We start from the raw sequence: 26,228 nt of genomic DNA, 5'->3' as shown, positions 1-26,228 counted from the left end.
ATTGGGCCTTGGGGAAAATTAATGATAATTGATAATTTGCTGGCGCGGTTTAAAATCCAAACCAAAGTCATCGTCTTCATTGCGCCATTCGTGGCGAGTATTCTTGCGGTTGGTTTTTCGGGTCTATACGCGTCGAACCTTCTACAAAGCCGAATGGATGTTTCCAACACAATCCTCCAGTCCTTGACAGGTTTCAAGGAAGTCTATGGTGGAATGACATCGTTTCTTACCAATACTAACGAAGAGACCCGCGGCTCCCTGAACCGCCAACTTGCCGAACAGGCCAATTTTCTGCGCGCAACGGAAGATGGCGAGTCTGGCGAGATAAAAGATGCCATTGCACGAACAAAAATTATTACCGAACAGGTCGATCAATTGTGGTCGAGTCACCAGAAGGAAGAAGCCCTTCGCGCGTCCATGAGCGGCGACCTCGCAATTGTCCTTAAGGAACTGAACGGCCTTCTCGCAAACGCGACAAACATCCGTAACACGCTGCTGACCGACGAGACGAAGGCCAAGCTGCTGTTGCGCGAGGCGGACAAGTTGAACCGCGGCGCCAATCTCATCGCAACCGTCGTAACCGACTTCAACCGCGTGACCTCACAGGAAGAAAAGACGGCGGTGGTAAAAGCCGCCATCGGCACACTGGAAGCGACCATCAAGGAACTGGTTGCCATTGCCTCCGTCGATCAGAAGATGATCATCGAGCAGCTTGCCGAAGGCGTGACGCAGATCCGCGCGCAGCTGGACATTGGCATCATCAACGACGCAACCGTCGGAACCATCGAGCGCGTCGTCAACCTCATGCGCCCTGCCACGATCCGTCTGCAGGGTTTTGCGACAGTGAAGTCTCGGCAGGCGACGGAAGTCTTCGGCCAGCTTGACCAGCCAATCGAACAGGCGACGACATTCCTGGCCACCGCCCGACAGATTGGCGACGACGCAAAGAACCTTCAGCTGGAAATGGCCGGCTTTGTCGCCGCCCCCACAAAGGCTGGCTTGGAAAAGTTTCGCGATGTGGCATTCCGCCTGAACGTCTCGGCTGGTGCCATGACCGGTGACGCCGCAGTGTCGGAAGCCGCGCGCAAGAGTGCGCAGGCCATTGACGACAGTGCAACCAAGCTGGACCGGGCAGCGGCAGAGCTTTTCGCCTTGTCCGAACAGCGCAAGGTCGCCTTTGCCAACGCCGAAGAGGAAATTCGCCGCGTCTGGACCAGTCTCACAGGCTTTGCCGAAAAGCAGCGCACCGCAGCCGATACCGAACGCAGCAAGGCCGATGGGATTTCGCTGTCTGCAATGGTCATCGGCGTGCTGGTTGCGATTTTCGCCGGCATCGGCCTCGTTCTGACCTTCAAGGGACCGATACTGGGTATCGTCGGCGCCATGAAGCGTCTGGCGACAGGGGATGTCGATATCGCGCTCGAAGGAAAGAACCGCCACGACGAAATAGGCGACATGGCGCGCGCCTTGGAAGTCTTCAAGGAGAATGCAGAAGAACGCATTCGACTGGAAGCGGCAACCGAAGAGCAACGCGCTTCTGCCGAGGCGCAGCGCCAGTCCAACGACGCCGAACGCAAGGAAGTGGAACGCCAGATCCAGTTTGCGGTCAGCGCGCTGGCAGCAGGTCTGGAGCGCCTTTCCTCCGGCGATATTTCCACCACCATCGACACACCCTTCAACGGTCGTCTGGAACAGCTGCGTGTGGACTTCAACCAGTCCATGCTGCGACTGCGCGAGACGATCGGCGGCATCCGCGAAAATGCCGGAGCTATCCGCGAGAATGCGCAGCAGATGTCGGCTTCGGCAGTGGATCTGGCCCGGCGCACCGAGCGGCAGGCCGCTTCCCTTGAGGAGACGGCAGCGGCAGTCGATGAGGTCAACTCCAACATGCGCAATGCCGTTGATCGTGCACGTGAGGCAAACGCAATCGTTGACCAGACACACCGCAACACCGAGGAATCGCTGGTCATCGTGCGCAGTGCCGTATCCGCCATGCAGCGGATAGAGAACGCATCCCAGACCATCGGCAACATCACCGAGGTCATCGACTCCATTTCCTTCCAGACAAATCTGCTCGCGCTCAATGCGGGCGTTGAGGCGGCACGCGCCGGGGAAGCGGGCAAGGGCTTTGCGGTTGTTGCCCATGAGGTGCGGGAGCTGGCACAGAGATCTGCAGCGGCGGCCAAGGAAATCCGCGAATTGATTGCGGTTTCATCCAGCGAAGTTGCCGCAGGCTCCAGCCTGGTTTCCAAGACCGGGGAAGCTCTGGCCAAGATCGGCAGCCAGATTTCTGACGTCAGCGACCAGGTCAAGAGGATCACGCAGGCGACACAGGACCAGTCCGTTGCCATGCAGCAGATCAACAGCTCCGTCGGTGAAGTCGATCTTCTGACGCAGCAGAATGCTGCGATGGTGGAAGAAACCAGCGCCGCAAGCGAGCAGTTGACCGAAGAGACGGATCAGCTGCTGGCACTTCTGGCCCAGTTCCGCCTTGCCACGTCGCAGGAGGTTCACAGAGCCAACCGTTTCGCCGCGTAAGCAGCAAGCGAATTCACACGAAACGCGCGGACCCAGAAAGTCCGCGCGTTTTTTTATGCGCTCACGCCGCAATAGCGCGATGGTGATGGCGAAACCGCCTCGGTCCGGCCCGATCTCTGCCGGGCGTAAAGATTGCATTCAGCCTTTTTTGATAATTTGTCGTTAGTCATAGTTTTTTGGGTCTCAGGGTGGTCGCATTGTGCCTGCCCGCTTGTTTTGCGTACGGGTTCTCATGCATCGATCGACAGTGCCAGCCTTTGTCCTAGCCTGCCTATCCATTACGGGCTGTACGTCCAGTTCAGGGCCGGAAGCCCTTGTGGCAGGCATTCCCTCCAGGGAAACCACGAGTTCGGTTACGCCGACAGCGCCAGTCCCGCAGGCAAGCGTTGGCGAAACTCGCGCGCCATTGCGCGCCGAACCGGCACAGAAGGTGCTGGCCTGGGGCGGCCCCATGCCTTCCGGCTCGCCCGCTTTTGCAGCCGTGGACCAGCAGAATGCAGCAGCGCCCACATTGCCGCAACCGCGCGCCTCCATCGCTCCGCAAATCGGCGCAGCCCTTCCCAATGAGCGACCCGTCCAGCTTGCCATGGCCGGCGCGCCCGCCATCAGCGCCGGGTCTGCCGTTCGCTCGCGCATCTTCAGGTCGAATTTCAGCGATGCAAAGCCGATCAATTTCGGCAAGGTCACGCCCCGCCATTTCCCCGTCCACGGTGTCGATGTCTCCCGCTGGCAGGGCAATATCGATTGGGAACGCCTGCGCTCCCGCGGTGCGAATTTCGCGTTCATCAAGGCGACCGATGGTGGCGACCATCTGGACCCGATGTTCAAGACAAACTGGAACCGCGCCAAGGCAGCGGGCGTGAAGCGTGGTGCCTACCACTTCTTCTACTGGTGCCGCGCCGCAAGCCATCAGGCCGAGTGGTTCATTCGCAACGTACCGCGTGACCCCGACGCGCTGCCGCCGGTCATCGACGTGGAATATAATGGCGAGTCCAGCTGCAAGATGCGTTTGCCGCGCGCCAAGGTTCTGGAAAAGATGCAGGTCTTCATGGACATGCTGGAGCGCCACTATGGCCAGCGGCCGATCATCTATACCGCGCCGGACTTCTACAAGGACCACCTGTCCGGTGAATTCCTGAATTACCCCTTCTGGCTGCGCGCAGTTGCCCAGCATCCGTCGCGTGTCTATCCGGACCGCAAGTGGTTGTTCTGGCAGTATTCCGGTTCCGGCCTTTCGCACGGCGTGGAAGGAAAGATCGACCTCAACGTCTTCAGTGGCAGCGAAGAGGCATGGAACAGGTGGTCGCGCGGCGGCAACGGCTGACCGCCCGCACCCTATTTCGAAAACTTCCTGGCACCCGCCACGCAGGCGACCACCGCGAGCGTGACGCCGACCATCGCCACGCTGACCGGTTCGCCCAACAGCGTGGCGGCAAGCGTCAGGCCGAAGAAGGGCTGCAGCAATTGCAATTGCCCGACGGCTGCGATGCCACCAAGCGAAAGCCCGCGATACCAGAAGATGAAGCCGATCAACATGCTGAAAAGCGAGACGTAGAACAGTCCGCCCCATGCAGCACCCGTTATATCCGCGAAGGATTGCGGCGCCAGAAACACGGCAAGCGGCAGCATGACCGGCAGCGACAGGACCAGTGCCCAGGAAATGACCTGCCAGCCGCCCAGACGTCGCGACAGCGCCGCACCTTCCGCATAGCCAAGCCCGCAAACTATCACAGCGCAGACCATGAGACCGTCTCCGACCATGGAGCCCGCCATATCCTGAAGCAGCGCAAAGCCTGCAACGAGGATGCTTCCGAGGCAGGAAAAGAACCAGAAAGCCGGGCGAGGTCTCTCACCGCCACGCAGGACCGCGAATATTGCCGTCGCGAGCGGCAGCAGCCCGATAAAGACGATGGAATGCGCGGAGGTTATTTCCCTCAGCGCCAAAGCCGTCAGCAGCGGAAAGCCGATCACCACGCCAAGTGAAACGATGGAGAGCGACGCGAGGTCGGACTTCGCGGGCGGTTTTTGCCGAAATATCCACAGAATAGCCAGCGCCAGCACGCCCGCAATGCTGGCCCGGGCAAGGGTCAGAAAGGCGGGATCGAAGCCTTCTACGGCAATACGGGTTGCGGGCAACGACCCGCTAAAGATCACCACCCCCAGAAATCCGCTCCACCAGCCGCTCGATGTCTTGCTCATGATACCACTCCCGCTCATGCACCGGTCATGCCCCAGCCCCCATGGCCATGACAGTGACAATGCATTACAGTTTCAAAAAACTGTAATGGTACAGGAAGCAGTACAGATGCACGGCAGCAACGATGGACAGAGGCAGGCGGCGCCACGAACCCATGCGGTAATGCTGGAAATAAGGCGTCGCATCGCATCGCGTGCCCTGCTGCCGGGGGCGCGATTGCCTTCGGTCCGCAGCTTTGCCAAGGCGATGGATGTCTCCACGTCAACCGTGGTGGAGGCCTATGAGAGATTGGTCGCGGATGATGCGATCCGGTCACGCCCGGGGTCCGGTTTTTATGTTGCCAATGCCCTTGCTCCGCTTTCCCTTGCCGATCTTGGACCGAGGCTTGACCGGGCGATCGATCCGTTCTGGGTATCGCGTCTTGCACTGGAGGCAAGCGATGCGATGTCGAAGCCCGGATGCGGCTGGATGCCCGCCTCCTGGATGCCGCAGGAGGTGATGCGTCGCGCCCTGCGCAGCGCATCACGCGGGCAGGAAGCCGATTTAAGCGACTACAGCAGTCCGCTTGGTCTTCTGCCATTCAGGGAACTCCTGTCCCGCCGCTTGGGCGAGCAGGGTGTGATGGCAGGACCAGAGCAGATCATGCTTGTCGATTCCGGCACTCATGCCATCGATCTCCTCTGTCGTTTTCTGCTGGAGCCCGGGCAGACCGTGCTGGTGGACGATCCCTGCTACTTCAATTTTCATGCGTTGCTACGCGCCCACAGGGTCAAGGTCGTCGGCATCCCCTATCTGCGGGATGGGCCGGATGTGGCGCGGTTCGAGCAAGCGCTGAACGAGCACCAGCCGCGCCTCTACATTACCAATTCAGCCATTCACAACCCGACCGGTTCCGTTCTTTCACCGGCGACTGCGCATCGGCTGTTAATGTTGACCGAACGGGCGGGCGTGACCGTGATCGAAGACGATATCTTTGCGGATTTCGAGGAACAGAAAGCCCCTCGCCTCGCCGCTTTCGATGGCTTGCGGCGAAGCGTGCAGATCGGCAGCTTTTCCAAGACGCTCTCGGCTTCAGCCCGCTGCGGATATATTGCAGCGCCACGTGACTGGATCGAGCCACTGACGGACATCAAGATTGCGACCGCATTTTCCGGAAACCGCATCAATGAGACGATCGTCTTCAGCGCACTCAAGGACACGCAGTATCGCCGCCACATGGAAAGCGTCAGAATGCGGCTGTCACAGGCCCGGCTGCGGGTTTCTGCGCAATTGAGCGACGTCGGCATCATGCCCTGGATGGAGCCTGCGGCCGGTATTTTCCTGTGGTGTCGGCTGCCTTCCGGCATCGATGCCGCAGCGGTTGCACGTTACGCCCTGACGAAGAACATGGTGCTTGCCCCCGGAAATATCTTCAGCCAGGGGCAAATATCTTCGGGCTTCATGCGCTTCAATGTTTCGCAATGTGATCATCCTGAGATGATTAAAATCCTCAAGGAGGGGATAGCGGCCGCGCAGTGCTCTTCCTGAGGGTATATTTCGTCTTTCTCACGTATCTGGAACAAATTTAGAAGATGTGCATTTTCTCCCCACAGCAAGAGGAGAGAAAACATGACTTTTGACCCTAACATGCCACGCGATCCCAACTTGAGACCTGACCGCCCTGAACTGCGCACAACGCCCGAAGCGGCGCGCAAGTCCGCGGGCTGGGCACCTTGGGCAGCCATCATCGCAGTTCTCCTGGTCGGCGGCTTCATCTGGATGCAGATGAGCGCCCCGTCTACGACGGACCCGACCACGACGTCCTCGACGACGGCACCGGCAGCAACCGAGCAGGCACCTGCACCGGCACCGATGACGCCAGCAGCGCCTAACAATACGGCTCCTGCCTCGCCGAGCACTGGTGGCACGTCCACACAGCCGTAACAGCGTAGTGTTATGAATGCGAAAGAGCCGCTTGCGACATGCAAGCGGCTCTTTTCGTTTGGTACATGCCTTTGCGGCGCGTTGAACAGTCGCGAGGTTTTGAGCCTCAGTCGTCCTTCATCTTCAGAGCTGCAATGAAGGCTTCCTGCGGAATGTCTACCTTGCCGAACTGGCGCATCCGCTTCTTGCCTTCCTTCTGCTTGTCCAGAAGTTTGCGCTTACGCGTGGCGTCACCGCCATAGCACTTGGCGGTCACGTCCTTGCGCATCGCAGAAATCGTTTCACGGGCGATGACGTTGCTGCCGATTGCCGCCTGAATGGGGATCTTGAACATGTGACGCGGAATGAGATCTTTCAGCTTCTCGCACATGTCGCGGCCACGCTTTTCTGCAGCCATGCGGTGGACGAGCATGGACAGCGCGTCGACCGGCTCTCCATTGACCATGATCGACATCTTCACGAGATTGCCTTCGCGGTAGCCATCCAGATGATAATCGAAGGATGCGTAACCCTTGGAGATGGATTTCAGCCTGTCGTAGAAATCGAAGACGACTTCGTTCAATGGCAGCTCATAGGTGATCATCGCGCGCTTGCCGACATAGGTCAGCTCGGTCTGAATGCCGCGACGGTCCTGGCAGAGCTTCAAGATGCCACCGAGATAATCATCCGGCGTCAGGATCGTTGCCTTGATCCAGGGCTCGCGAATTTCCGCAATCTTGACGACATCAGGCATGTCGGCGGGATTGTGCAACTCGCGCTCGGAACCGTCCGTCATCGTCAGCTGGTAAACAACCGATGGAGCGGTTGCGATGAGATCGAGATCGAACTCACGCTCGAGACGTTCCTGAATGATTTCAAGGTGAAGCAGGCCGAGGAAGCCGCAACGGAAGCCGAAACCGAGCGCCGCAGACGATTCCATTTCGAACGAGAAGGATGCGTCGTTCAGACGAAGCTTGCCCATGGCGGCGCGCAGATCTTCGAAATCCGCGGCATCGACCGGGAACAGGCCGCAGAAGACCACGGGCTGCGCGGGCTTGAAGCCTGGCAGCGCCTTGGCCGTCGGGCGCTTGTCTTCAGTGATCGTATCGCCAACACGGGTATCGGCCACTTCCTTGATGGAACCGGTGATGAAACCGATTTCGCCCGGACCGAGACTGTCGACCGCGACCATCTTAGGCGTGAGAACGCCGACGCGTTCAACCTGATATTTTGCATCCGTGCCCATCATGCGGATGGTCTGGCCCTTGGTCAGGACGCCATCAAGCACGCGCACCAGAACCATGACGCCGAGATAGGTGTCGTACCAGCTGTCAACCAGCAGAGCCTTGAGCGGGCCCTTTTCGCCAAGTTCGCTCTTGGGCGCCGGCAACTGATGCACGATGGCTTCCAGCACATCTGGAATACCAAGACCGGTCTTTGCAGAAATGAGGACCGCCTGCGAAGCATCGATACCGATGACCTCTTCGATCTGTTCCTTGATCCTGTCAGGTTCGGCGGCAGGCAGGTCGATCTTGTTGAGAACGGTCACCAGCTCATGATTGTTGTCGATCGCCTGATAGACATTGGCCAGCGTCTGCGCCTCGACACCCTGAGAGGCATCGACAACCAGCAACGAGCCTTCGCAAGCCGAAAGCGAGCGCGAGACTTCATAGGCAAAGTCGACGTGGCCGGGGGTGTCGATGAGGTTCAGAACGTAGGTTTCACCGTTATTCGCCTTGTAATGCAGGCGCACGGTCTGTGCCTTGATCGTAATGCCGCGTTCCCGCTCGATGTCCATGTTGTCGAGCACCTGCTCGGACATGTCGCGCTCGGCAAGCCCGCCCGTCGACTGGATCAACCGGTCGGCAAGGGTCGATTTGCCATGGTCGATATGGGCGACGATGGAGAAGTTGCGGATATGGTCAAGCGGTGTGCGGGTCGATTGTGTGCTCATGCTCCGCGCTATAGCAGGGGCTCTTGCGCCGGAAAAGCAGGAATTTGGTTAAAAGCCTTTAAAGTTGGGCTTTTCCAGTCGGTAACTCAGCTTAAGGGCCGCGAAATGAGTGCAGTCGAGACCCGCATCAAATACAGCTTCTGTATCTGCCACTATTTTTCACTATCCGGGATATTGACTCCATCATATGAGATAAATACTCTCACATGATGGAAATTGAAACCGGCACATTCGAGCGCTCCATCGCAGAGCGGATCAAGCATTTGCGCATTGAGGGCAACCTTACACTGGACCAGTTGGCGAGCGCGTCCGGCGTCAGCCGCGCCATGATTTCCCGCATCGAGCGGGGAGAGGCAAGCCCCACGGCAGCGCTTCTCGCGCGCATCTGTGCGGCTCTCGGTCTCTCGCTTTCCGGCTTTTTTGCCGAGGATGACGAGGTGGTATCGCCAATGGTCAGGGGTGCAGACCAACCCACATGGAAGGACCCCGAGACGGGCTACATACGTCGCGCCATTTCTCCTCCCCGAGTTGGCTCCGATGTCGATATTGTCGAGGTTCATCTTCCTGCCCGTGCCAGGGTCAGCTTCCCCCCTCACACGGCCAGTCGCGGCATGACGCAATATGTCTGGCTGCTGGAAGGCGCGCTGAAGATGACGACCGGCGACGAAGAATACCTGATGTCCGCTGGCGATTGCCTATTCATGCCGGTGGGCGACGGACACGCATTCCACAACCCGTCCGACACAGCCGCCCGCTACGCCGTGGTGCTGGACCAGCGCAAGCGCTGACATTGCAAGGAGAGATAAAATGGCAACAATCCGGATGTTGAACAGCGAAGAAACACTCTCGGCGCTGCCCGATCTGTGCGACATCCTGTCTGACTGCGTCAATGGTGGCGCATCGGTGGGCTTCATGCTGCCCTTCACCGACAGGGAAGCGACAGCCTTCTGGCAAAAGGTGGCAAAGTCCGTCGACAATGGTGACACAATCCACGTTGCTGCGGAAATGGATGGGAAAATCGTCGGCACCGTGCAGGTGGGTCTGGCGGATAAGCCCAACCAGCCGCACCGTGGCGATCTGATGAAACTTCTGGTGCACCGCCGCGCGCGCGGCCTTGGCCTTTCGCGCAAGCTGACCGAACGGGCAGAGGCCGAGGCGGTGGCAAAAGGCCGGACGCTTCTGGTGCTCGACACCGCAACCGGCAGCGAAGCCGAGGCGATCTACCCGAGGCTGGGATGGCAACATGTGGGTGTCATCCCCGACTATGCGCTTTTTCCGGATGGGCGTTATTGCGACACGACGATATTCTACAAGCGGATCGGCCAGGTCGGGTCGCAATTGCCACTGCAAAAAACCGACGGCTGAACAGCCCTGTTACAAAACACCTTGAAGAGGACGGCCATGTCAGACGAAGCACCCAAGCCCCGGATTTCCATCATCTATTGTACCCAGTGCAACTGGCTGCTTCGCTCAGCCTGGATGGCGCAGGAATTGCTGCACACATTTTCCGACAGCCTTTCGGAAGTGGCACTGGTTCCAGCGACCGGCGGGCGCTTTGAAATCCTTGTTGACGGTGACGTCATCTGGGAACGCAAGCGCGACGGCGGATTTCCGGGGCCGAAGGACCTCAAACAGCGTGTGCGAGATGTCATCGAACCAGACCGCGACCTTGGCCACCTGGACCGATCCAACAGTGACGGCGCCGACGGCTGATTCTGGCCAAGGGTGGTACCGCGCATGGGGACCGCCCCCCTAACCGCTTTCCACAATCAGTTTTTCTGCTGAAAAATCAAAGATCGTCACAAAACTTCAAAATCTCTGTTGACACCAGACGGCTGCCCCCGTACATGGCTCCTCGTCGCCCAGATGGCGGAATTGGTAGACGCGCCAGCTTCAGGTGCTGGTACTCGAAAGGGTGTGGAGGTTCGAGTCCTCTTCTGGGCACCATTCCATTTTGATCTTAGCCAGATCAACAACTTACCGAAATTGCAACAGTGAAAATCGCCCGCCGGGCGGACGTCACGCGTTGCTTTTTCCAGCCGTGCAACAGGCATCGCTTCCACGACCGCGCGCTTTTCCGGCAGGGCTTCGTTCTCACGTTAAATCAGTAAAATTGGCCTATTGGCTCGCGCTGGTTCCTGCAGATGCGCTCTCGTTGGGAGAGTGCTCTTCGCAATTGGGCGTGCAGGACAGAACGGTCCGCGCTGTCTGGCGAAAGACGCGCACGGTGTTGCCTTCATCGATGGAAACGATGACCCGCTCGTCCACGATGGCATTGCCCTGCGCATCCAGAAGAACGAGATTGGTCGTACCGAAGCTGCGGCCTGTCAGCACAATGGTGCGGGCATCTGCCACGGTCGCATCTGCCACCTTGGAATTGCCGATAATGACCTTGCTGACGGGTCTATCCAGCTTCAGGACGCGCGCATGGTTCATGGACACACGCAGCATTTCATCACTTGCCAGGACCGCGGTGGCCGGCATTGCGGCAAGCACGGTCAGAACAACAGCGATTCGAGCCTTGGAAGCGGACGACATTTACCTGGGCAGCCTTGAACGGAAGATCGGATGCTTTCACCATGCGCGGGATTGGTGAATGAAGCGTTAAGCTCGAATCCCATAATGGTATTGCGCCAGAGACGATTTCCATTACGGGACAAAAGCAAAGGAGTTGCTTCAGAATAGCACAGCCACGAGCATCCTTTTGGGGCAGGAAACAAGCCGTTTGAAGCCCAGAAATCCATAATAATAAGCGGTTTTTCATCTCATTAAAATTTGAAAATATACTTGAATTATCTGTTTACTATTTACATCGCAGGGTCTGTTTAATCATTTTTTAAGGAGATTTTTTAAGTGGTTGGAAATCCAACTTCTGTAGCTTCACCAGCAACCGAACAACGGCAAACAGTTGTCGGCGTGCTGAACAAAGTTGAAAGAGTTTAGGAGAAACCGCATGACACAGATTTTCGCTCGCTTCATGAAAGACGAGTCCGGCGCGACCGCCATTGAATACGGCCTGATTGCCGCCCTGATTTCCGTTGCGATCATCACAGGCGCTACGACAGTTGGAACACGCCTTGGTCAAATGTTCACGAACCTCGGTGCTCGCCTGAACGCAAACATGCCTGCTGCCACAAACTAACAGACTCGAGTCTGCGGCATAGACGCCGCCCTCCTGAAGGGCGGCGCAATGCTATTTAGAATAGGTCAGTCACGTCAGAGGCGCTTCATGGTAACCGCAGCCATATTTCTCATCGTGCCGCTGTGTCTTGCCTTTGCAGCGCTGAATGACCTTTTCACGATGACGATCCCCAATCGCATCTCCATCATCCTGGCCTTGTCATTCGTGGTCGTCGCACCACTGTCGGGAATGGACATGCAGACGTTCGCCATGAGCCTTGTTGCGGGCCTTGCCGTTTTTGCGGCAACCTTTGCATTGTTTGCGTTAAATACGATGGGCGGCGGTGATGCAAAGCTGCTGACCGCATCGGCCATCTGGTTCGGCTTTGATCAGGCGCTGGCGGTCTATATGGTTGCCGTCGCTCTCTTTGGTGGCATCCTCACCGTTGGTATCCTGTTCATCCGGTCCTACCGCCAGGAAATCATGATTACCGGCCTGCCGGTTCCCGATTCGCTGCTTGTTGCCAAGAAGGTGCCCTACGGCATCGCCATTGCCATTGCCGGACTGCTGACCTATCCCGAGGCGCCCCTGGTCCAGCTGGCCATGCAGCATATGATGTGACGCCGGTCTAACGAGGTCGAACCCTCGTTTATTTTTCATTAACCAGTCACGAAGACAATTTATTAACCATAATTACACGAATGGCAGGCCATGGTGGCAGAAGAGATTCTGATCCCCCTCAAGGCCTGTGCATGAAACCGTCGCGCGTCATCATTCTTTCCGTAGCCGTTGTTGCCGCCGCACTTGCCGGTCTTCTGGCCATGCAGCTGGCAAGCCCTCAGCAGGTCGTGGAAAAAGCGGAAGCCATCATCCAGAAGGAACCGACGGTCAATGTGCTGGTGTCGTCGGCCAATCTCCCGGTCGGCAGCCGTCTGGCCGCTGATTCGATGCGCTGGGCACCATGGCCGCAAGGTGCCATCAACGACAGTTTCGTCACCGAAAACAAGCGTCCCGACGCCATCATCGAATTGACCGGCTCCATCGTTCGCCTGCCGCTGTTTGAAGGCGAACCGCTTCGCGCGGAGAAAGTCGTCGATTCCAGCACGCGGATCATGTCTTCGCTGCTTCCGGCAGGAAAGCGGGCGGTGGCGACGGAAATCTCTGTCGCGACCGGTGCCGGCGGCTTCGTGCTTCCCAATGACCGCGTTGATGTCATCATGGTGCGCAAGGGCGAGGGTGGATCCTTCCTGACCGAAAATGTTCTCAACAATGTCCGCGTTCTCGCCATCGATCAGCAGATCAAGGAAGGCGAGGATGGCACCAGTGCCGTCGTGGGCGCCACCGCAACGCTGGAACTGACGCCTGAACAGGCCAAGATCATGACCGTCGCCCAGCAGATGGCAGACCGGCTGACGCTTGCCCTGCGCTCGGTTGCCGATGCGCAGGACAATGACACCACCGCTGCGGATTACCTGCTGAGCGGAAGCAGCGGCCAGCCGGCGATCCAGGTGATCAAATCAGGCTCGATCGTCCGTGAAGGACAGGGAGGAGCTTCGCAATGACCAGCTTTTACTCAAGCGCGCGTCTTGCCCGGGCCATGCGGTCATCCGTCGCTGGCGGCTTGGCCTTTTGTGTCGCCTTTACGGGCTTTCCAGGCATACCCGCCTCTTTCGGCACGCCCAGCAATGAAGCTCTGGCACAGAGCGCCAGCATCGTGCGAATCAACGAAAGTGGACAGGGTGTTCGCAAGCGCCTGAAACTTGGGCTCAACAAGGCTCTCGTCATCGACCTGCCTGAGGATGCGCATGACATTCTCGTCGCAGACCCCGGCATGGCGGACGCCGTGACGCGCAGCTCGCGGCGCATCTACCTGTTCGGCAAGTCCGTTGGCCAGACCAATATCTTCATCTTCGGTGATCAGGGTCAGGAAATCGTCAGCCTCGATCTGGAAGTCGAGCGCGATATTTCCGGGCTTCAGGCCAACCTGCGCCGGTTCATTCCCGAATCCGATATTCGCGTTGAAATCGTCTCTGACAACATCGTTCTTTCCGGCAGTGTGCGCACCCCGCAGGATTCTGCCCGTGCCGTGCAGCTTGCCTCCGCGTTTCTGAAGGGCGGTGAAGCCACCACCCGCAACATCACCGAGACAAGCCAGAGCAATGGAGATGGCGCCGTTGCCATCTTCGCCGAAGACCGGCAGCAATCTTCCATCGTCAACATGCTGACCATCGAGGGCGAGGATCAGGTAACCCTGAAGGTAACCGTGGCTGAAGTCAGCCGTCAGGTTCTCAAGCAACTCGGCTTCAACGGCTCTATCAGCGGCTCCGGCAGCGATCTGAGCGGACGCATCTCCTTCTCCAACCCGGCCAATTTGGGCAATGCGGCCAGCCTGGCCGGTACCGGCAACATTGCTGGCACAATTGGCAAGGTCGCACTCAGCAGCTATTTCAATGCCATGGAGCAGGCTGGCGTCATGCGCACGCTGGCGGAGCCCAGCCTGACTGCCATCTCGGGAGAGCAGGCCAAATTCTATGTCGGCGGCGAATTTCGTCTGCCGGCCGAACAGGAAGTTACGATCGACAGCACGACCGGCCAACCCACCGTCACGCGATCCACCGACACGGTTGACTACGGCATCGAGCTGAATTTCCGTCCGGTGGTCCTGTCGCCTGGACGTATCAGCCTGAAGATCGAAACCAATGTTTCCGAGCCCACCTATGAGGGCAGCGCCGCGACCGGCAACGGCAGTACCATCAGCGTACCCGGCAGCACCTATCTATCCATCCGTAAACGCGAGGCTTCCACCAGCGTCGAGCTGCCATCCGGTGGCTCCATCGTCATTGCCGGTCTGGTGCAGGATAATGTGCGGCAGGCAATGTCGGGAATACCGGGTGTTTCCAAGGTCCCGGTTCTCGGCACGCTGTTCCGCAGCAAGGACTTCATCCGTAACGAGACGGAGCTCGTCATCATCGCCACGCCTTATCTCGTGCGTCCGGTCTCGCGCAACGAAATCGCCCGGCCCGACGACAATTTCAATCCGGAAGCCGATGCGGCGATGTATTTCATGAACCGCGTCAACAAGGTCTATGGCAACAGGCAGCAGGCTCACACACAGCCCTATCAGGGCTCGGTAGGGTTTATCTACAAATGACAAAGATGCATCCGATGAAACCTGTTTCTCAACCGCTGCGCCGGACCGGTCTTACAGTCGCGGTTCTGGCTGCCGCCACGCTGCTGCAGGCATGTGCCCGCGACCCCATGTCGACGGGAGCAATTCCTGACGACTATCGCACGCGCCACCCGATAACGCTTTCGGAAGCGCAGCATTCGCTCGATATTCCGGTTTCCTCCGGCGACAACCGCCTAACGATTGCGATGGCCGATAACATCAAGGGCTTTGCGCAGAGCTATACGGCAACGTCGTCAGGCGTTGTGCAGATCCAGGTGCCGACGGGATCGCCAAATTCCGCTGCGGCCTCGATCCTCAAGCGTCATGTGCGGTCCGTGCTTGCATCTTCCGGCGTACCCTCGGGCAAGATCGTCGAGACCCATTATGGCGCTTCGCCAAGCGGAGATGCCGCACCCATCCGGCTCAGCTTCATTGCGATGACCGCCATGACCGGGCAGTGCGGGCAATGGCCAGAAGATCTTTCCGACAATACCTATTCCAACAAGAACTGGTACAATTTCGGCTGCGCATCCCAGAACAATCTTGCAGCACAGGTGGCAAATCCGATGGATCTGGTCGGGCCCCGTGGCATGAGCCCGATCGACGCCGAGCGGCGCTCCGTCGTGATCGGCAATTATCGTTCCGGCAAGACCACGGCAACCACGGATTAATGTTCACGATGGACCGCACGCGCCCACAGGAAGCACAATGAGCCCGGTAGACTACGATATTCACCGCGATGAACCGAACGAGGCCTATGCCGAGGAGCCCGTGCGCGCAGGCGATCTCGATGCGCTGAGGCCATTGCCGCGCATATCGGTTCACGCATTCTGCGAAAGCGACAGCGTCCAGAGGCTGATGGAGCGCCTTTCCAGCGACCGTCGCATGACCAAGGTGAGCATGAGAATCACCAATGGTGAAATCGAGGCGGCGGCGACGATGTTCTCGTCCAGTCCGACACCGAACCTGATCATTCTCGAAACCGGGCGTGAGCCTGCAACCTTGCTCAACGATCTGGCGCCGCTGGCGGAAGTCTGTGATCCGACGACGCGCGTCATCATCATCGGCCGCCATAACGACATTGCACTTTACCGCGATCTCATTCGCAACGGCATTTCGGAATATCTCGTAGCGCCCATCAATTTGCCGGACCTGCTCTCATCCATCTCGGCGATCTTCGTGGATCCCGAGGCAGAGCCGCTTGGCCGCAACATCGCTTTCATCGGCGCCAAGGGTGGTGTGGGATCTTCCACCATTGCCCATAATTGCGCATTCGGCATTTCCAGCCTGTTCTCGACGGAAACGATTCTTGCCGATCTCGACCTGCCCTTCGGCACCGCCAATATCGATTTCGACCAGGACCCTGCGCAGGGTATTGCCGAAGCGGTCTATTCTCCGGAGCGGCTGGACGAGGTCTTCCTCGATCGCCTTCTGACCAAATGTTCCGAACATCTTTCGCTGCTTGCCGCCCCTTCCCTTCTGGACCGGCCCTATGATTTCGAACGGCTGAGCTTCCAGCCATTGCTGGAGCTTCTGCAGCGCAGCACGCCGGTGGCCGTGCTTGACGTGCCGCATATCTGGTCCGAATGGTCGCAGACCGTGCTTGCGGAAGCTGACGAGGTGGTGATCACGGCGGTGCCGGATCTTGCCAATCTGCGAAACACCAAGAACCTTTTGGACGCGCTGAAGAAACTGCGCCCGAACGACAAGGTCCCGCATCTCGTGCTCAACCAGGTCGGCATGATGAAGCGCCCTGAAATTGCACCTGCGGACTTCTTCGAGCCACTGGAAATCGAGCCGATTGCGATCATACCCTTTGATGTCCAACTGTTTGGCAATGCGGCCAATAGCGGGCGGATGATCAGCGAAATCGACGCGAAATCACCGATTGCCGAAACATTCTCGCAAATTTCACACATCGTCACCGGCCGTTCCACCGTGCGCAAGGCAAAGCGTGCGGGTCTCGGCAAATTCATGGACCTCATCAAACGCAAGTAATGCATCGCTGCCTGCGCAGCGATCTGCCGGAAGAAAAACATGTTCGGAAAACGTGGCAACGAAGGCTTCCCCAGAGCCACAAACAACAGTCCGGTCGCCGCCGCGCCTGTGGCGGCTCCTGTTGTCATTGCTCCCCGCATAGAGCCCGCCGAAAGGGTTTCTTTGGCACCGGCTCCGGCACAATCCCCATCTCACGCCCCTGCGCAGCAACCGCGCAAGCGTGCCAGGACCGAGGATTATTACCAGACGAAGGCGCAGGTTTTTTCCGCGCTGATCGATACGATTGACCTCTCGCAGCTCGCCAAGCTCGACACCGAAAGCGCGCGCGAAGAAATACGCGATATCGTCAACGATATCATCACCATCAAGAACTTCGCCATGTCGATCTCCGAGCAGGAAGAGCTGCTGGAAGACATCTGCAACGATGTTCTTGGATATGGTCCGCTGGAACCGCTTCTCGCCCGCGACGATATCGCCGATATTATGGTCAATGGTTCGGGCCAGACCTTCATCGAAGTCGGCGGCAAGACCATCGAATCCGATATTCGCTTTCGCGACAATGCCCAGCTTCTGTCGATCTGCCAGCGCATCGTCAGCCAGGTGGGCCGCCGCGTGGACGAATCGAGCCCGATCTGCGATGCGCGCCTGCCCGATGGATCGCGTGTCAACGTCATCGCCCCGCCGCTTGCCATCGATGGCCCGGCGCTGACGATCCGCAAGTTCAAGAAGGACAAGCTGACACTTGACCAGCTGGTTCGTTTCGGAGCGATCACGCCCGAGGGTGCAGTGCTGCTGCAGATCATCGGGCGTGTGCGGTGCAATGTCGTCATCTCTGGCGGTACCGGCTCGGGCAAGACGACGCTTCTCAACTGCCTGACAAGTTACATCGACAAGACCGAACGCGTCATTACCTGCGAGGACACAGCCGAACTGCAGCTTCAGCAGCCGCATGTGGTGCGCCTGGAAACCCGCCCGCCGAACATCGAGGGCGAAGGCGAAATCACCATGCGCGATCTCGTCAAGAACTGCCTGCGTATGCGGCCTGAACGCATTATCGTCGGTGAAGTGCGCGGACCTGAAGTCTTCGACCTTCTGCAGGCGATGAATACCGGCCATGATGGTTCCATGGGGACGATCCACGCGAATACCCCGCGTGAGTGCTTAAGCCGCATGGAATCGATGATCGCCATGGGCGGCTTCAGCCTTCCCGCCAAGACGGTGCGCGAGATCATTTCCTCGTCGGTCGATGTGGTCATTCAGGCCGCCCGCCTTCGCGATGGTTCGCGCCGCATCACTCAGGTCACCGAAGTGCTTGGCATGGAAGGCGATGTCATCATCACGCAGGACCTCATGCGCTATGAGATGGAGGGAGAGGACGCGAGCGGTCGCATCATCGGCCGGCACGTTTCCACCGGCATCAGCAAGCCGCATTTCTGGGATCGCGCCCGTTACTTCAATGAGGAAAAACGCCTGGCGGCGGCGCTCGACGAAATGGAGAGCAAATCCCAATGAGGCACCTTGGCGCGCAGCGCAGGACACAGACTGGTCAGGGCGGACACTAGATGAACATGTCGGTGATGCTGCTTATCGTTCTCGTCGCCATATCGGCAGGAGCGATTGCCTACGTCTTTCTGTTTTCCCAGATAGAGGTGGAGAAGAAGACGGCAAGCAGGGTAAGCCGTGTCAAATCCGCAGAAACCGACCACACCAAGATCAAGGCCGCGCGCGACCGGGTGCAGGAGCTGAGCAAGCGCCGGAAATCGGTGCAGGATACGCTCAAGGATCTTGAACGCAAGCAGAGTGAAAAACTGAAGGACCGGAAGGATACGAGCCTGCGCGGCAGGCTGGTCCAGGCTGGTCTCTCCATATCCGTGCGAAAATTCTACCTCATGAGCGGCGGTCTTGGACTGGTCGTGTTTCTGGTAGCCCTGCTGTATGAAGCTCCATTGCTGCTGGCATTGGGTGGCGGATTTGTCGGCGCACTGGGGCTGCCCAGATGGGTCTTGAGTTTTCTCGTCAAACGGCGCCAGAACAGGTTTCTGGAAGAGTTTCCCAATGCGCTGGACGTCATGTACCGCTCCATCAAGTCAGGTCTTCCGCTCAACGACTCGGTGCGGTTGATTGCCTCCGACGGCCAGGAGCCGGTCAAGAGCGAGTTTCAGCGGGTCGTGGAAGCGCAGCAGGTTGGCATGAGCATTCCTGAGGGCATCAACCGCATGATGCTGACCATGCCGCTGTCGGAAGTGAACTTCTTCGGCACTGTCATCACCATTCAGGCGCAGGCGGGCGGCAATTTGTCGGAGGCTCTCGCCAATCTCTCCAAGGTCCTGCGCGAAAGGCGCAAGATGAAGGCCAAGGTCTCCGCCCTTTCCATGGAGGCGAAAGCTTCGGCGGTCATCATCGGCGCTCTTCCCTTCATCGTGGCAATGCTCGTCTATTTCACCTCACCAGACTACATCATGGTGCTGTTTACCGATACGCGTGGACATCTCATTCTGGGCGTATCGGCGCTCTGGATGTCCATCGGTATTCTCGTCATGCGCCAGATGATCAACTTCGATATTTGAGGCAGTCATGACGGATCAACTTCTTTCCAGCCTCACCAATCTGCATCTTATCGTTGCCGTGCTGGTATCCATTGCGGTCTTTGCCACCTTCTATACGCTGGCCGCTCCCTATTTCGACAAGGGTGACCTCTCCAAACGCATGAAGGCCGTCTCGACGGAGAGAGACCAGATCAGAAGCCGGGAGCGCGACCGCATGAGCGAAGCCTCCAAGGGGGGCAAGGCCACACTGCGCGCCAACAACAACAAATCGGCAAGCAAGATCGTTGAACGCTTCAATCTGCGCGAAGCACTCGTCGATGCCAATACGGTCAACAAGCTCCGAGCCGCCGGCTATCGCTCGCAGAATGCGTTGAATACATTCCTTGCAGCACGTTTCATTCTTCCCTTCGTCTTCCTAATCCTGGCGTTCCTGTGGGTGTTCATGATGGGAAATCTCGGCGAAAGACCCTTCGGCCTGCGCCTCATGGTCGTTCTCGGCTTTGGATATCTGGGGTTCTACGCGCCCAACATCTTCGTTTCCAACCAGATGTCCAAGCGACAGAAATCCATCAAGCGCGCCTGGCCGGATGCGCTGGACCTGATGTTGATCTGTGTCGAGTCTGGTGTTTCCATGGAAGCAGCCATGCGCCGGGTGGCCGAGGAAATGGCCGACCAGTCTCCGGAACTGGCTGAAGAGATGGTGCTGACGACCGCCGAATTGTCGTTCCTGCAAGACAGGCGCACGGCGCTCGAAAACCTCGGGCTTCGAACGCAGCTGGATGGTGTGAAAAGCGTTGTGCAGGCCCTTATCCAGGCGGAACGCTATGGAACGCCGCTGGCGCAGGCCTTGCGGGTTCTGGCGCAGGAAGGCCGCGACGAGCGAATGAACGAGGCGGAAAAGAAAGCCGCCGCCCTGCCCCCGAAACTGACTGTGCCGATGATCCTGTTCTTTCTACCCGTCCTGGTGGCCGTCATTCTCGGCCCGGCGGGCATTCGCATCGCCGACACATTCTGACACCGTCCTTAGGCAGGGTCGATGTGAAAGGCATACTGAAAAGCGATGAGACCGGATCAGTTGGTGGCGGTTTTTTTGTTCTTGTCGGAAAGCTGCGACCAGGCATTCTGCTGGGCCAACATGCCACGCAGATAGGCGAGATTTGCCTGCGCCTGCTGGGCGGACAATTCCTGCATGGCAATGCGTTGCGCCTCTTCGAAACGCCCCTGAAGGCCTACCACCAACGCCAGGTTCTGGCGAATGCGGCTATCGGCACCGGGCTGCGACGCTGCGGAGCGAAGATAGGTCTCGGCGGTGCGGGGATCGCTCTGAAGCACGTAGGACATGCCAAGATTGGAAAGGATGCTCGGATCGTTCGGCTTTAGATCCAGCGCCTGACGGTATTTGGCGCGGGCTTCGTTCGAGCGGCCGAGCTGGTCCAGAACCGCCCCTTCGGCTGAAAAAAGGCGCCAGTCCGGACGATCCGGCGTTTGCGCACGGTTAATGGTGTTGAGCGCCTGCTCCAGCTGGCCCGCGGCTGCCTGCGCCTTGCCATAGGATGCCAGAACCTCGCGGTCTGCCGGATAGGCGATGGCCACCTGCTGCATGACGGCCAGAGCCTGCGTGTTCTTTCCCGTCATCATCAGAAGATTGGCGTAGTTGAGGCCAGTGTTGCGATCCTTCGGGTTGCGCTCATAGGCCTTGCCCATGGAAGCTTCCGCCTGTTTCAACTGCTCCATGTTCATCTGATCATAGGAGTGAGAAACCGGAGCCACTGACCCGGTCGAGATGCGGTCAGGCTTGTTGGTGGCACCGCAACCGCCAAGAAAAAGCGCAAGAGCAACGGCGCATGTGCTGCGAAGCAATGTCGTCCGACACGCTGAGATGTTAAAAACAGCAATCATGACATCGCCCCGGTTCGGTTGCAGATAGGGCTTTGGAAGCGTGATTCACGCGACGCAACCCTCGCTCCAGCAATAATCTGTTAACCCTAACAGAGTGTTAATTTGCCGATTCTTGAGCTTTACGAAAGCAGCCTATGGCCCTCTATCAATATATCGAACGCACCACGCCTTTCAGTTCCAAAGCGGGCAAGACGCTGCCTGTTTTTGCCGTGACGCCGGCCCATATCGAACAGGGTGCGATTGATCCTATCGCGCTGGACTGGGCGAAAAAGGCAGGTTTCAAGGCCGATGCGGGCGCGATTCTGTTGATCCCTTCCGCGGAAGGCGCACTGGGGGGCGCGCTTCTTGGTCTCGGTACCAACCCGTCGGAACTGCCCTTCATTACCGGCAAGCTGGCCCGGGAATTGCCCGAGGGCGACTGGCACATCGAAACGGCACCGCTGACGGTCAATCGTCTTATCATGGGCTTTGGCCTCGGGGCATATCGCTTCGACAAGTACCGCACGGTCAAGGGAAGCGGCGCAAAGCTTCTGATCCCTCGCGACGCTGAAGATGCCGAGATCAAGCGTGTTCTGGCCGGGGTCTATCTCGCCCGCGACCTGATCAACGTGCCTGCCAACGACATGGGCCCGGACCAGCTGGAAATCGCATTTCGCAGCCTTGCAGCGCATTACAAGGCGCATGTATCGGTCGTTTCCGGGGAGGATCTTCTGAAGGAAAACTTCCCTCTCATCCATGCGGTCGGTCGCGCCAGCGAAAGTGCACCACGGCTTCTGGAAATTACATGGGGCAAGAAGGGCAATCCACGTCTGACGCTGGTGGGCAAGGGTGTCTGCTTCGATACGGGCGGCCTCGACATCAAGCCATCGTCATCCATGGCGCTGATGAAGAAGGACATGGGCGGCGCCGCCAACGTGCTTGGCCTGGCCCTGATGATCATGGATGCGCGACTGCCGGTCAACCTGCGGGTCCTCGTGCCTGCGGTTGAAAACTCGATCTCTTCGAATGCCTTCCGCCCCGGCGACATCTACCAGAGCCGCAAGGGCCTGACGGTACAGATCGACAATACCGATGCCGAAGGCAGACTGGTTCTGGCCGATGCCCTGGCCTATGCCGATGAGGATGCGCCGGATCTGATGATCGATATGGCGACACTGACGGGTGCTGCCCGCGTTGCTCTGGGTCCGGATGTACCGCCCTTCTTCACCGACGACGAGGATCTGGCGCACAGCATCGCCGAAGCCAGCATCGATGTGGACGACCCCTTATGGCGGCTCCCGCTCTATATGGGCTATGACAAGGACATACGTTCACGCGCAGCCGATATTACCAACGCGCCCGCCGGCGGCATGGCAGGGTCGATTACCGCCGCACTCTTCCTCAAGCGTTTTGTGACGCAGACGAAGAAATGGGCTCATTTCGACATCTATGGCTGGTCCTTGAGCGAACGCCCGCATTCTTCCATAGGCGGCGAAGCGCAGGCCATACGCGCCTTGTTCCACTATATTTCACGCAGCTTCGCGAAGAAGTAGGCGCGACCGCGAGGGCGCGAAGACGCCCTCGCTTCACACCCGGACGATCTGTTCCTTGCGGTCTTCCTGACCAAAGAATTTCAGATAACGCTGGACCTCATGCGGCTCGCCCGTCGCTTTCTGCGGATTGTCAGACAGTTTGACGGCGGGGCGGCCATTGGCATCGATGACCTTGCAGACAATCGATATGGGCTTCAAGCTTTCGATGGTCTTTGGCGCACATCCGGCAAAATCATTGGTCAGGTTTGTGCCCCAACCGAAACTCATCCGCACACGCCCTTCAAAGTGTTTATAGGTGTCGATGATCGCATCGACGTCCAGACCATCGGAGAAAATGAGCAGCTTTTTCTTCGGGTCACGGTGCATCTTCTGCCACCACTCGATGATTTTCTCACCGCCCTCCTTGGGAGGGGCGCTGTCGGGACGAAATCCCGTCCAGTCGGCAACCCATTCAGGGGCGTTGCGCAGAAAAGCCGCGGTGCCGAATGCATCAGGCAGGACGATCAGCAGGTTGCCACCATAGAGACGGTTCCAGTCCTTCATGACCTGATAGGGCGCGGCCGCCAGTTCTTCGTCGGTCTCAGCAAGGGCCGCAACCACCATGGGCAACTCGTGCGCATTGGTGCCGACCGCTTCCAGATCGGAATCCATAGCCAGCAATACATTGCTCGTGCCGGTAAAGGCCGGGCCGATGCCTTCCTTCAGGGCTTCCACGCACCAGCGCTGCCACAAAAAGCTGTGGCGACGGCGTGTTCCGAAGTCGGAAATGCGCAAGCCCGGCAACTCTCTCAGTCGCTCGACCTTTTCCCACATCTTGGCCTTGGCGCGGGCATAGAGCACGTCGAGCGTGAAATAACCCAGCGACCGCATGGCGCTGCGTGACCGCAACTCGTTGATGATGGCGAGTGCTGGGATTTCCCATAGCGTGGTATCCATCCAGCGGCCGTGAAAATTCAGCTCATACTGGCCATCGCGCTTGAAAAGCTCATATTCGGGCAGCTGGTAGCTATCCAGCCATGACAGGAATTCCGGCTCGAAAATCTGCGAGCGACCATAGAATGTGTTACCCGCGAGCCAGATGCTTTCCTTCTTAGAAAGCCGCAGGCTGCGTGCATGGTCCAGCTGCTCGCGCAACTCCATCTCATCGATCTCATCGGCAAGCTTTACGGACTTGGTGCGATTGATGAGCGAGAATGTGGCATTGACCTCCGGATAGAGTTTCCAGATCATCTGCAACATCAATAGCTTGTAGAAATCCGTATCGATGAGGCTGCGGATGATGGGGTCGAGCTTCCATGTGTGATTGTGTACACGGGTCGCGATATCTGTCTTCGTCATTGCTGCTGCTATCCCCCGAACCGGACCTCGCCGGTATCGCCGCGCATTTCGAAAAGGCCTTGAGCCTTCAAGAGCCTGATCCGCTCCGCAAACAAAGACTTATCTGATAAGACAGCGGCAAGTCCAGACCGCTTGCAGCAGAGATGGTTCTAAAGCTGCCCGGAGGAGCGTGCTGGCAAAAAAACGCATGGAGCGGCGTGCGATCAGAAATCAACCGCTGGCGGATTGATGCCGGGATACCAGTCCTTCGACGTGGGCACGCGTGTGCCGGTGGCAGAGGCACCTGCAGAACCTGTGCAACGATAACCCTGAACGGCCAGACCACTGCTGCCGAAAACATCGCGATACGGGCCATCGGGATAGGATGAAGCGACCGACGTCGTGTGGCAATTGTAGCGCTCTTTCGGCTGCAGCGTTTTCGGATCCTTCACGCCTGGCAGATTGGCATAGGCGTCCGGCGCTGGCATATAGCCATTTTCATAGACCGTCTGCGCCTGAACCGCCGAGGCTGCGAAAAGACTGCTGAAAACAATTACCGGAATGATTGCTGATCGTGCCATCGTCTGGTCCTGCGGGAAACATCTCTGTCCCATATATAGAGCGGCGCATGGGCGAGAACAGCCGATGCGCCAAACGTTTTCGTGAAGCTCAGGGGCGACGAAAGGCCGTGGGCAATTCGTAAAGCCAACCGATGCGCTTGATCGCTTCGTCGAGATTTTCCCGTGCCACATTCATGGTATGGCCATTGGCGTGGAGAAGCGTTTTCTCGTCTTCCATGATGCCGACATGCCCCTTCCAGAAGACAAGGTCACCGCGGCGGAGATCCGCGCGCTCAATTTCGCTGCCGACGGATTTTACCTGCATATCGGTATCCCGCAGGACCGATTTACCCGTCATCGCCATGGAAAGCTGAACGAGACCGGAGCAATCGATACCGAATCCCGAGCGACCGCCCCAAAGATAGGGCGTTTCCAGAAACCGAAGGGCAATGGAAACGTAGTCGCCGGCCTGCGCCTCTTCGACGCTCTGGCAATGGGCGGCAATGACGCCCTCGCCCTTTTCCGTCATCAGGTAACGGGTGCCGCGTGTTTCCTCTTCACCGACGAAGCGGACAAGGCTTCCCATGGACAGCGCCGCAAGCGGTGGCTTGCGGAGTTCGGCCTGCGGGTAAAGGAAGGTGCGCGGCGCTGAGATGCGATGTGTAGCAACAACGGTTTCACCGAATGCCGTCTCCGGCAGGTAGCCCGCATAGCCATCCGCATCGGCCTGCACCCAGGCCCAGCCATTGCTTCTTTCGAAGACCTGCAGTGTTTCGCCCAGAAGCAGTTCCGTATCGATACCGGCGGTCAGATCCGGCTTCGGTCTCAGCCCGATGACAGGAACCGTTATCTGCGCGGGTGAGCCTTTGACGAAACGCTCTGCCGTAACCTTGCCCTGAAGTTTTTCATCGGCCAGATCGGGACGAAAGATATTCAGGCGACGATCGAGTTTCGTTTCGGTTTCTGTCATTTCGGCCTACCTCATGTCTTTCAGCTTTACCGGAATACACGTTTCGGCACCGCCCGCTAAGCCCTCCGGGCATGTTCGATGATGAGATCGCCGAATTTTTCCAGATAGAGAGCACCGCTGACCGTGCGCTTGATGATGACATTGCGGCGGTCACGGCTATCGCGCTCGCGGTCAACCAGCCCCATCGCCCCCATGCTGTCGAGCGCTCGCGTAATGACCGGCTTGGTGACGCCCAGCACGGTGGCAAGCCCTCTTACCGTGTGCGGCGGCGGAACGAGATAGATGTGAAGCAGCAAGGCCATCTGCCGTGATGTGAGATCAGGCGCATCCTGCTCGACCTGTGCAAGCACGACCCTGTGCCAAAGGCCCAGCGCCTGACTAGGGGACAGTTCGACAGACACGTTCCAACTCCGTTTCTTTGTGTGGCGTGGTCATATCCGCCAATCTTGGCGCAAATCAGTGAACAAAACGAAACCGCCGCCAATCACGAAGGCCAAAACTGGCGCATCGGTCTGGCGGCGGCTG

Annotated in this window: 25 protein-coding genes and 1 tRNA gene; 18 read left to right on the top strand and 8 right to left on the bottom strand. The window is 58.3% G+C overall.

Features of this window, described 5'->3' with window-relative positions:
• Positions 1–21 precede the first annotated feature (21 nt).
• Together QRN85_RS22885 and QRN85_RS22880 are read left to right on the top strand one after the other, a co-directional pair.
• Entirely contained in the window at positions 22–2,538 is a 2,517-nt protein-coding gene (locus QRN85_RS22885) for a methyl-accepting chemotaxis protein (RefSeq protein WP_284760236.1), read from the top strand.
• Between the two features lie 232 nt (positions 2,539–2,770).
• Positions 2,771–3,862, top strand: a complete 1,092-nt coding sequence (locus tag QRN85_RS22880; protein WP_284760235.1) for a glycoside hydrolase family 25 protein — start codon at positions 2,771–2,773, stop codon at positions 3,860–3,862.
• A gap of 11 nt (positions 3,863–3,873) precedes the next feature.
• On the opposite strand, the gene QRN85_RS22875 is transcribed toward QRN85_RS22880, so the two are convergent.
• Entirely contained in the window at positions 3,874–4,737 is an 864-nt protein-coding gene (locus QRN85_RS22875; protein ID WP_284760234.1) for a DMT family transporter, read from the bottom strand.
• A 106-nt stretch (positions 4,738–4,843) separates the two neighbouring features.
• Between QRN85_RS22875 and QRN85_RS22870 the strand changes: the two genes are divergently transcribed.
• A complete protein-coding gene (locus tag QRN85_RS22870) occupies positions 4,844–6,262 on the top strand; it encodes an aminotransferase-like domain-containing protein (RefSeq protein WP_284760233.1) in 1,419 nt (472 codons plus the stop codon).
• An 81-nt stretch (positions 6,263–6,343) separates the two neighbouring features.
• A complete protein-coding gene (locus QRN85_RS22865) occupies positions 6,344–6,658 on the top strand; it encodes a hypothetical protein (RefSeq protein WP_284760232.1) in 315 nt (104 codons plus the stop codon).
• A gap of 106 nt (positions 6,659–6,764) precedes the next feature.
• Here the strand turns inward: QRN85_RS22865 and lepA are convergent, their stop codons facing one another.
• A complete protein-coding gene (gene lepA / locus QRN85_RS22860; RefSeq protein ID WP_062587558.1) occupies positions 6,765–8,603 on the bottom strand; it encodes a translation elongation factor 4 in 1,839 nt (612 codons plus the stop codon).
• A gap of 194 nt (positions 8,604–8,797) precedes the next feature.
• Between lepA and QRN85_RS22855 the strand changes: the two genes are divergently transcribed.
• The 4 genes from QRN85_RS22855 to QRN85_RS22840 all read left to right on the top strand — a co-directional run bounded on the left by QRN85_RS22855 (position 8,798) and on the right by QRN85_RS22840 (position 10,538).
• The gene (locus QRN85_RS22855; protein WP_502870825.1) at positions 8,798–9,379 is read left to right on the top strand and encodes a helix-turn-helix domain-containing protein; all 582 of its coding nucleotides are present in this window, start codon (positions 8,798–8,800) and stop codon (positions 9,377–9,379) included.
• A 19-nt stretch (positions 9,380–9,398) separates the two neighbouring features.
• Positions 9,399–9,956: a GNAT family N-acetyltransferase gene (locus tag QRN85_RS22850; RefSeq protein WP_284760231.1), complete on the top strand. Its 558-nt coding sequence runs from the start codon at positions 9,399–9,401 to the stop codon at positions 9,954–9,956.
• A 36-nt stretch (positions 9,957–9,992) separates the two neighbouring features.
• A complete protein-coding gene (locus tag QRN85_RS22845) occupies positions 9,993–10,304 on the top strand; it encodes an Rdx family protein (RefSeq protein ID WP_284760229.1) in 312 nt (103 codons plus the stop codon).
• Between the two features lie 147 nt (positions 10,305–10,451).
• Positions 10,452–10,538: transfer RNA gene (locus QRN85_RS22840), tRNA-Leu, on the top strand.
• A 171-nt stretch (positions 10,539–10,709) separates the two neighbouring features.
• On the opposite strand, the gene QRN85_RS22835 is transcribed toward QRN85_RS22840, so the two are convergent.
• Complete coding sequence (locus QRN85_RS22835) at positions 10,710–11,129, bottom strand: pilus assembly protein N-terminal domain-containing protein (RefSeq protein WP_062587550.1); 420 nt, start codon at positions 11,127–11,129, stop codon at positions 10,710–10,712.
• Between the two features lie 415 nt (positions 11,130–11,544).
• On the opposite strand from QRN85_RS22835, the gene QRN85_RS22830 reads away from it, so the two are divergent.
• From QRN85_RS22830 to QRN85_RS22790, 9 genes are all read left to right on the top strand, one after another.
• A complete protein-coding gene (locus QRN85_RS22830) occupies positions 11,545–11,733 on the top strand; it encodes a Flp family type IVb pilin (RefSeq protein WP_062587548.1) in 189 nt (62 codons plus the stop codon).
• Positions 11,734–11,820: 87 nt separating this feature from the next.
• Positions 11,821–12,333: an A24 family peptidase gene (locus QRN85_RS22825; protein WP_062587546.1), complete on the top strand. Its 513-nt coding sequence runs from the start codon at positions 11,821–11,823 to the stop codon at positions 12,331–12,333.
• Between the two features lie 131 nt (positions 12,334–12,464).
• A complete protein-coding gene (gene cpaB, locus QRN85_RS22820; RefSeq protein ID WP_284760227.1) occupies positions 12,465–13,274 on the top strand; it encodes a Flp pilus assembly protein CpaB in 810 nt (269 codons plus the stop codon).
• On the top strand, positions 13,271–14,863 hold the full coding sequence (locus tag QRN85_RS22815) for a type II and III secretion system protein family protein (protein WP_284760226.1): 1,593 nt from the start codon (positions 13,271–13,273) through the stop codon (positions 14,861–14,863). The genes cpaB and QRN85_RS22815 overlap by 4 nt, the downstream gene beginning before the upstream one ends.
• Positions 14,864–14,877: 14 nt before the next feature.
• Positions 14,878–15,552 carry a CpaD family pilus assembly protein gene (locus QRN85_RS22810; protein ID WP_244475452.1) on the top strand — a complete coding sequence of 225 codons (675 nt, stop codon included), beginning with the start codon at positions 14,878–14,880 and terminating at the stop codon, positions 15,550–15,552.
• 37 nt (positions 15,553–15,589) lie between these two features.
• Entirely contained in the window at positions 15,590–16,879 is a 1,290-nt protein-coding gene (locus QRN85_RS22805; RefSeq protein ID WP_112963345.1) for a CpaE/TadZ family protein, read from the top strand.
• Positions 16,880–16,918: 39 nt separating this feature from the next.
• The gene (locus tag QRN85_RS22800) at positions 16,919–18,391 is read left to right on the top strand and encodes a TadA family conjugal transfer-associated ATPase (RefSeq protein WP_113092071.1); all 1,473 of its coding nucleotides are present in this window, start codon (positions 16,919–16,921) and stop codon (positions 18,389–18,391) included.
• 50 nt (positions 18,392–18,441) lie between these two features.
• The gene (locus QRN85_RS22795; protein ID WP_062587534.1) at positions 18,442–19,446 is read left to right on the top strand and encodes a type II secretion system F family protein; all 1,005 of its coding nucleotides are present in this window, start codon (positions 18,442–18,444) and stop codon (positions 19,444–19,446) included.
• 7 nt (positions 19,447–19,453) lie between these two features.
• Positions 19,454–20,440, top strand: coding sequence for a type II secretion system F family protein (locus QRN85_RS22790; RefSeq protein WP_113092070.1), 987 nt, complete (start codon positions 19,454–19,456; stop codon positions 20,438–20,440).
• Positions 20,441–20,496: 56 nt separating this feature from the next.
• Here the strand turns inward: QRN85_RS22790 and QRN85_RS22785 are convergent, their stop codons facing one another.
• Positions 20,497–21,210, bottom strand: coding sequence for a tetratricopeptide repeat protein (locus QRN85_RS22785; protein WP_082469706.1), 714 nt, complete (start codon positions 21,208–21,210; stop codon positions 20,497–20,499).
• A 248-nt stretch (positions 21,211–21,458) separates the two neighbouring features.
• Here QRN85_RS22785 and QRN85_RS22780 point away from each other — a divergent pair, with 248 nt between their 5' ends.
• Positions 21,459–22,856, top strand: a complete 1,398-nt coding sequence (locus tag QRN85_RS22780; protein ID WP_284760222.1) for a leucyl aminopeptidase family protein — start codon at positions 21,459–21,461, stop codon at positions 22,854–22,856.
• A 33-nt stretch (positions 22,857–22,889) separates the two neighbouring features.
• On the opposite strand, the gene pncB is transcribed toward QRN85_RS22780, so the two are convergent.
• The 4 genes from pncB to QRN85_RS22760 form a co-directional block, all read right to left on the bottom strand.
• On the bottom strand, positions 22,890–24,194 hold the full coding sequence (gene pncB / locus QRN85_RS22775; RefSeq protein WP_062587527.1) for a nicotinate phosphoribosyltransferase: 1,305 nt from the start codon (positions 24,192–24,194) through the stop codon (positions 22,890–22,892).
• A gap of 203 nt (positions 24,195–24,397) precedes the next feature.
• A complete protein-coding gene (locus tag QRN85_RS22770) occupies positions 24,398–24,754 on the bottom strand; it encodes a hypothetical protein (protein ID WP_062587525.1) in 357 nt (118 codons plus the stop codon).
• An 88-nt stretch (positions 24,755–24,842) separates the two neighbouring features.
• Positions 24,843–25,703, bottom strand: a complete 861-nt coding sequence (locus tag QRN85_RS22765) for a C40 family peptidase (RefSeq protein ID WP_284760218.1) — start codon at positions 25,701–25,703, stop codon at positions 24,843–24,845.
• A gap of 56 nt (positions 25,704–25,759) precedes the next feature.
• Positions 25,760–26,104, bottom strand: a complete 345-nt coding sequence (locus tag QRN85_RS22760; RefSeq protein WP_113170382.1) for a MarR family transcriptional regulator — start codon at positions 26,102–26,104, stop codon at positions 25,760–25,762.
• Positions 26,105–26,228 lie beyond the last annotated feature (124 nt).

It is taken from the genome of Agrobacterium sp. fls2-241-TYG-188a, from assembly GCF_030209845.1.
This window is presented reverse-complemented; position numbering and strand designations above follow the sequence as displayed.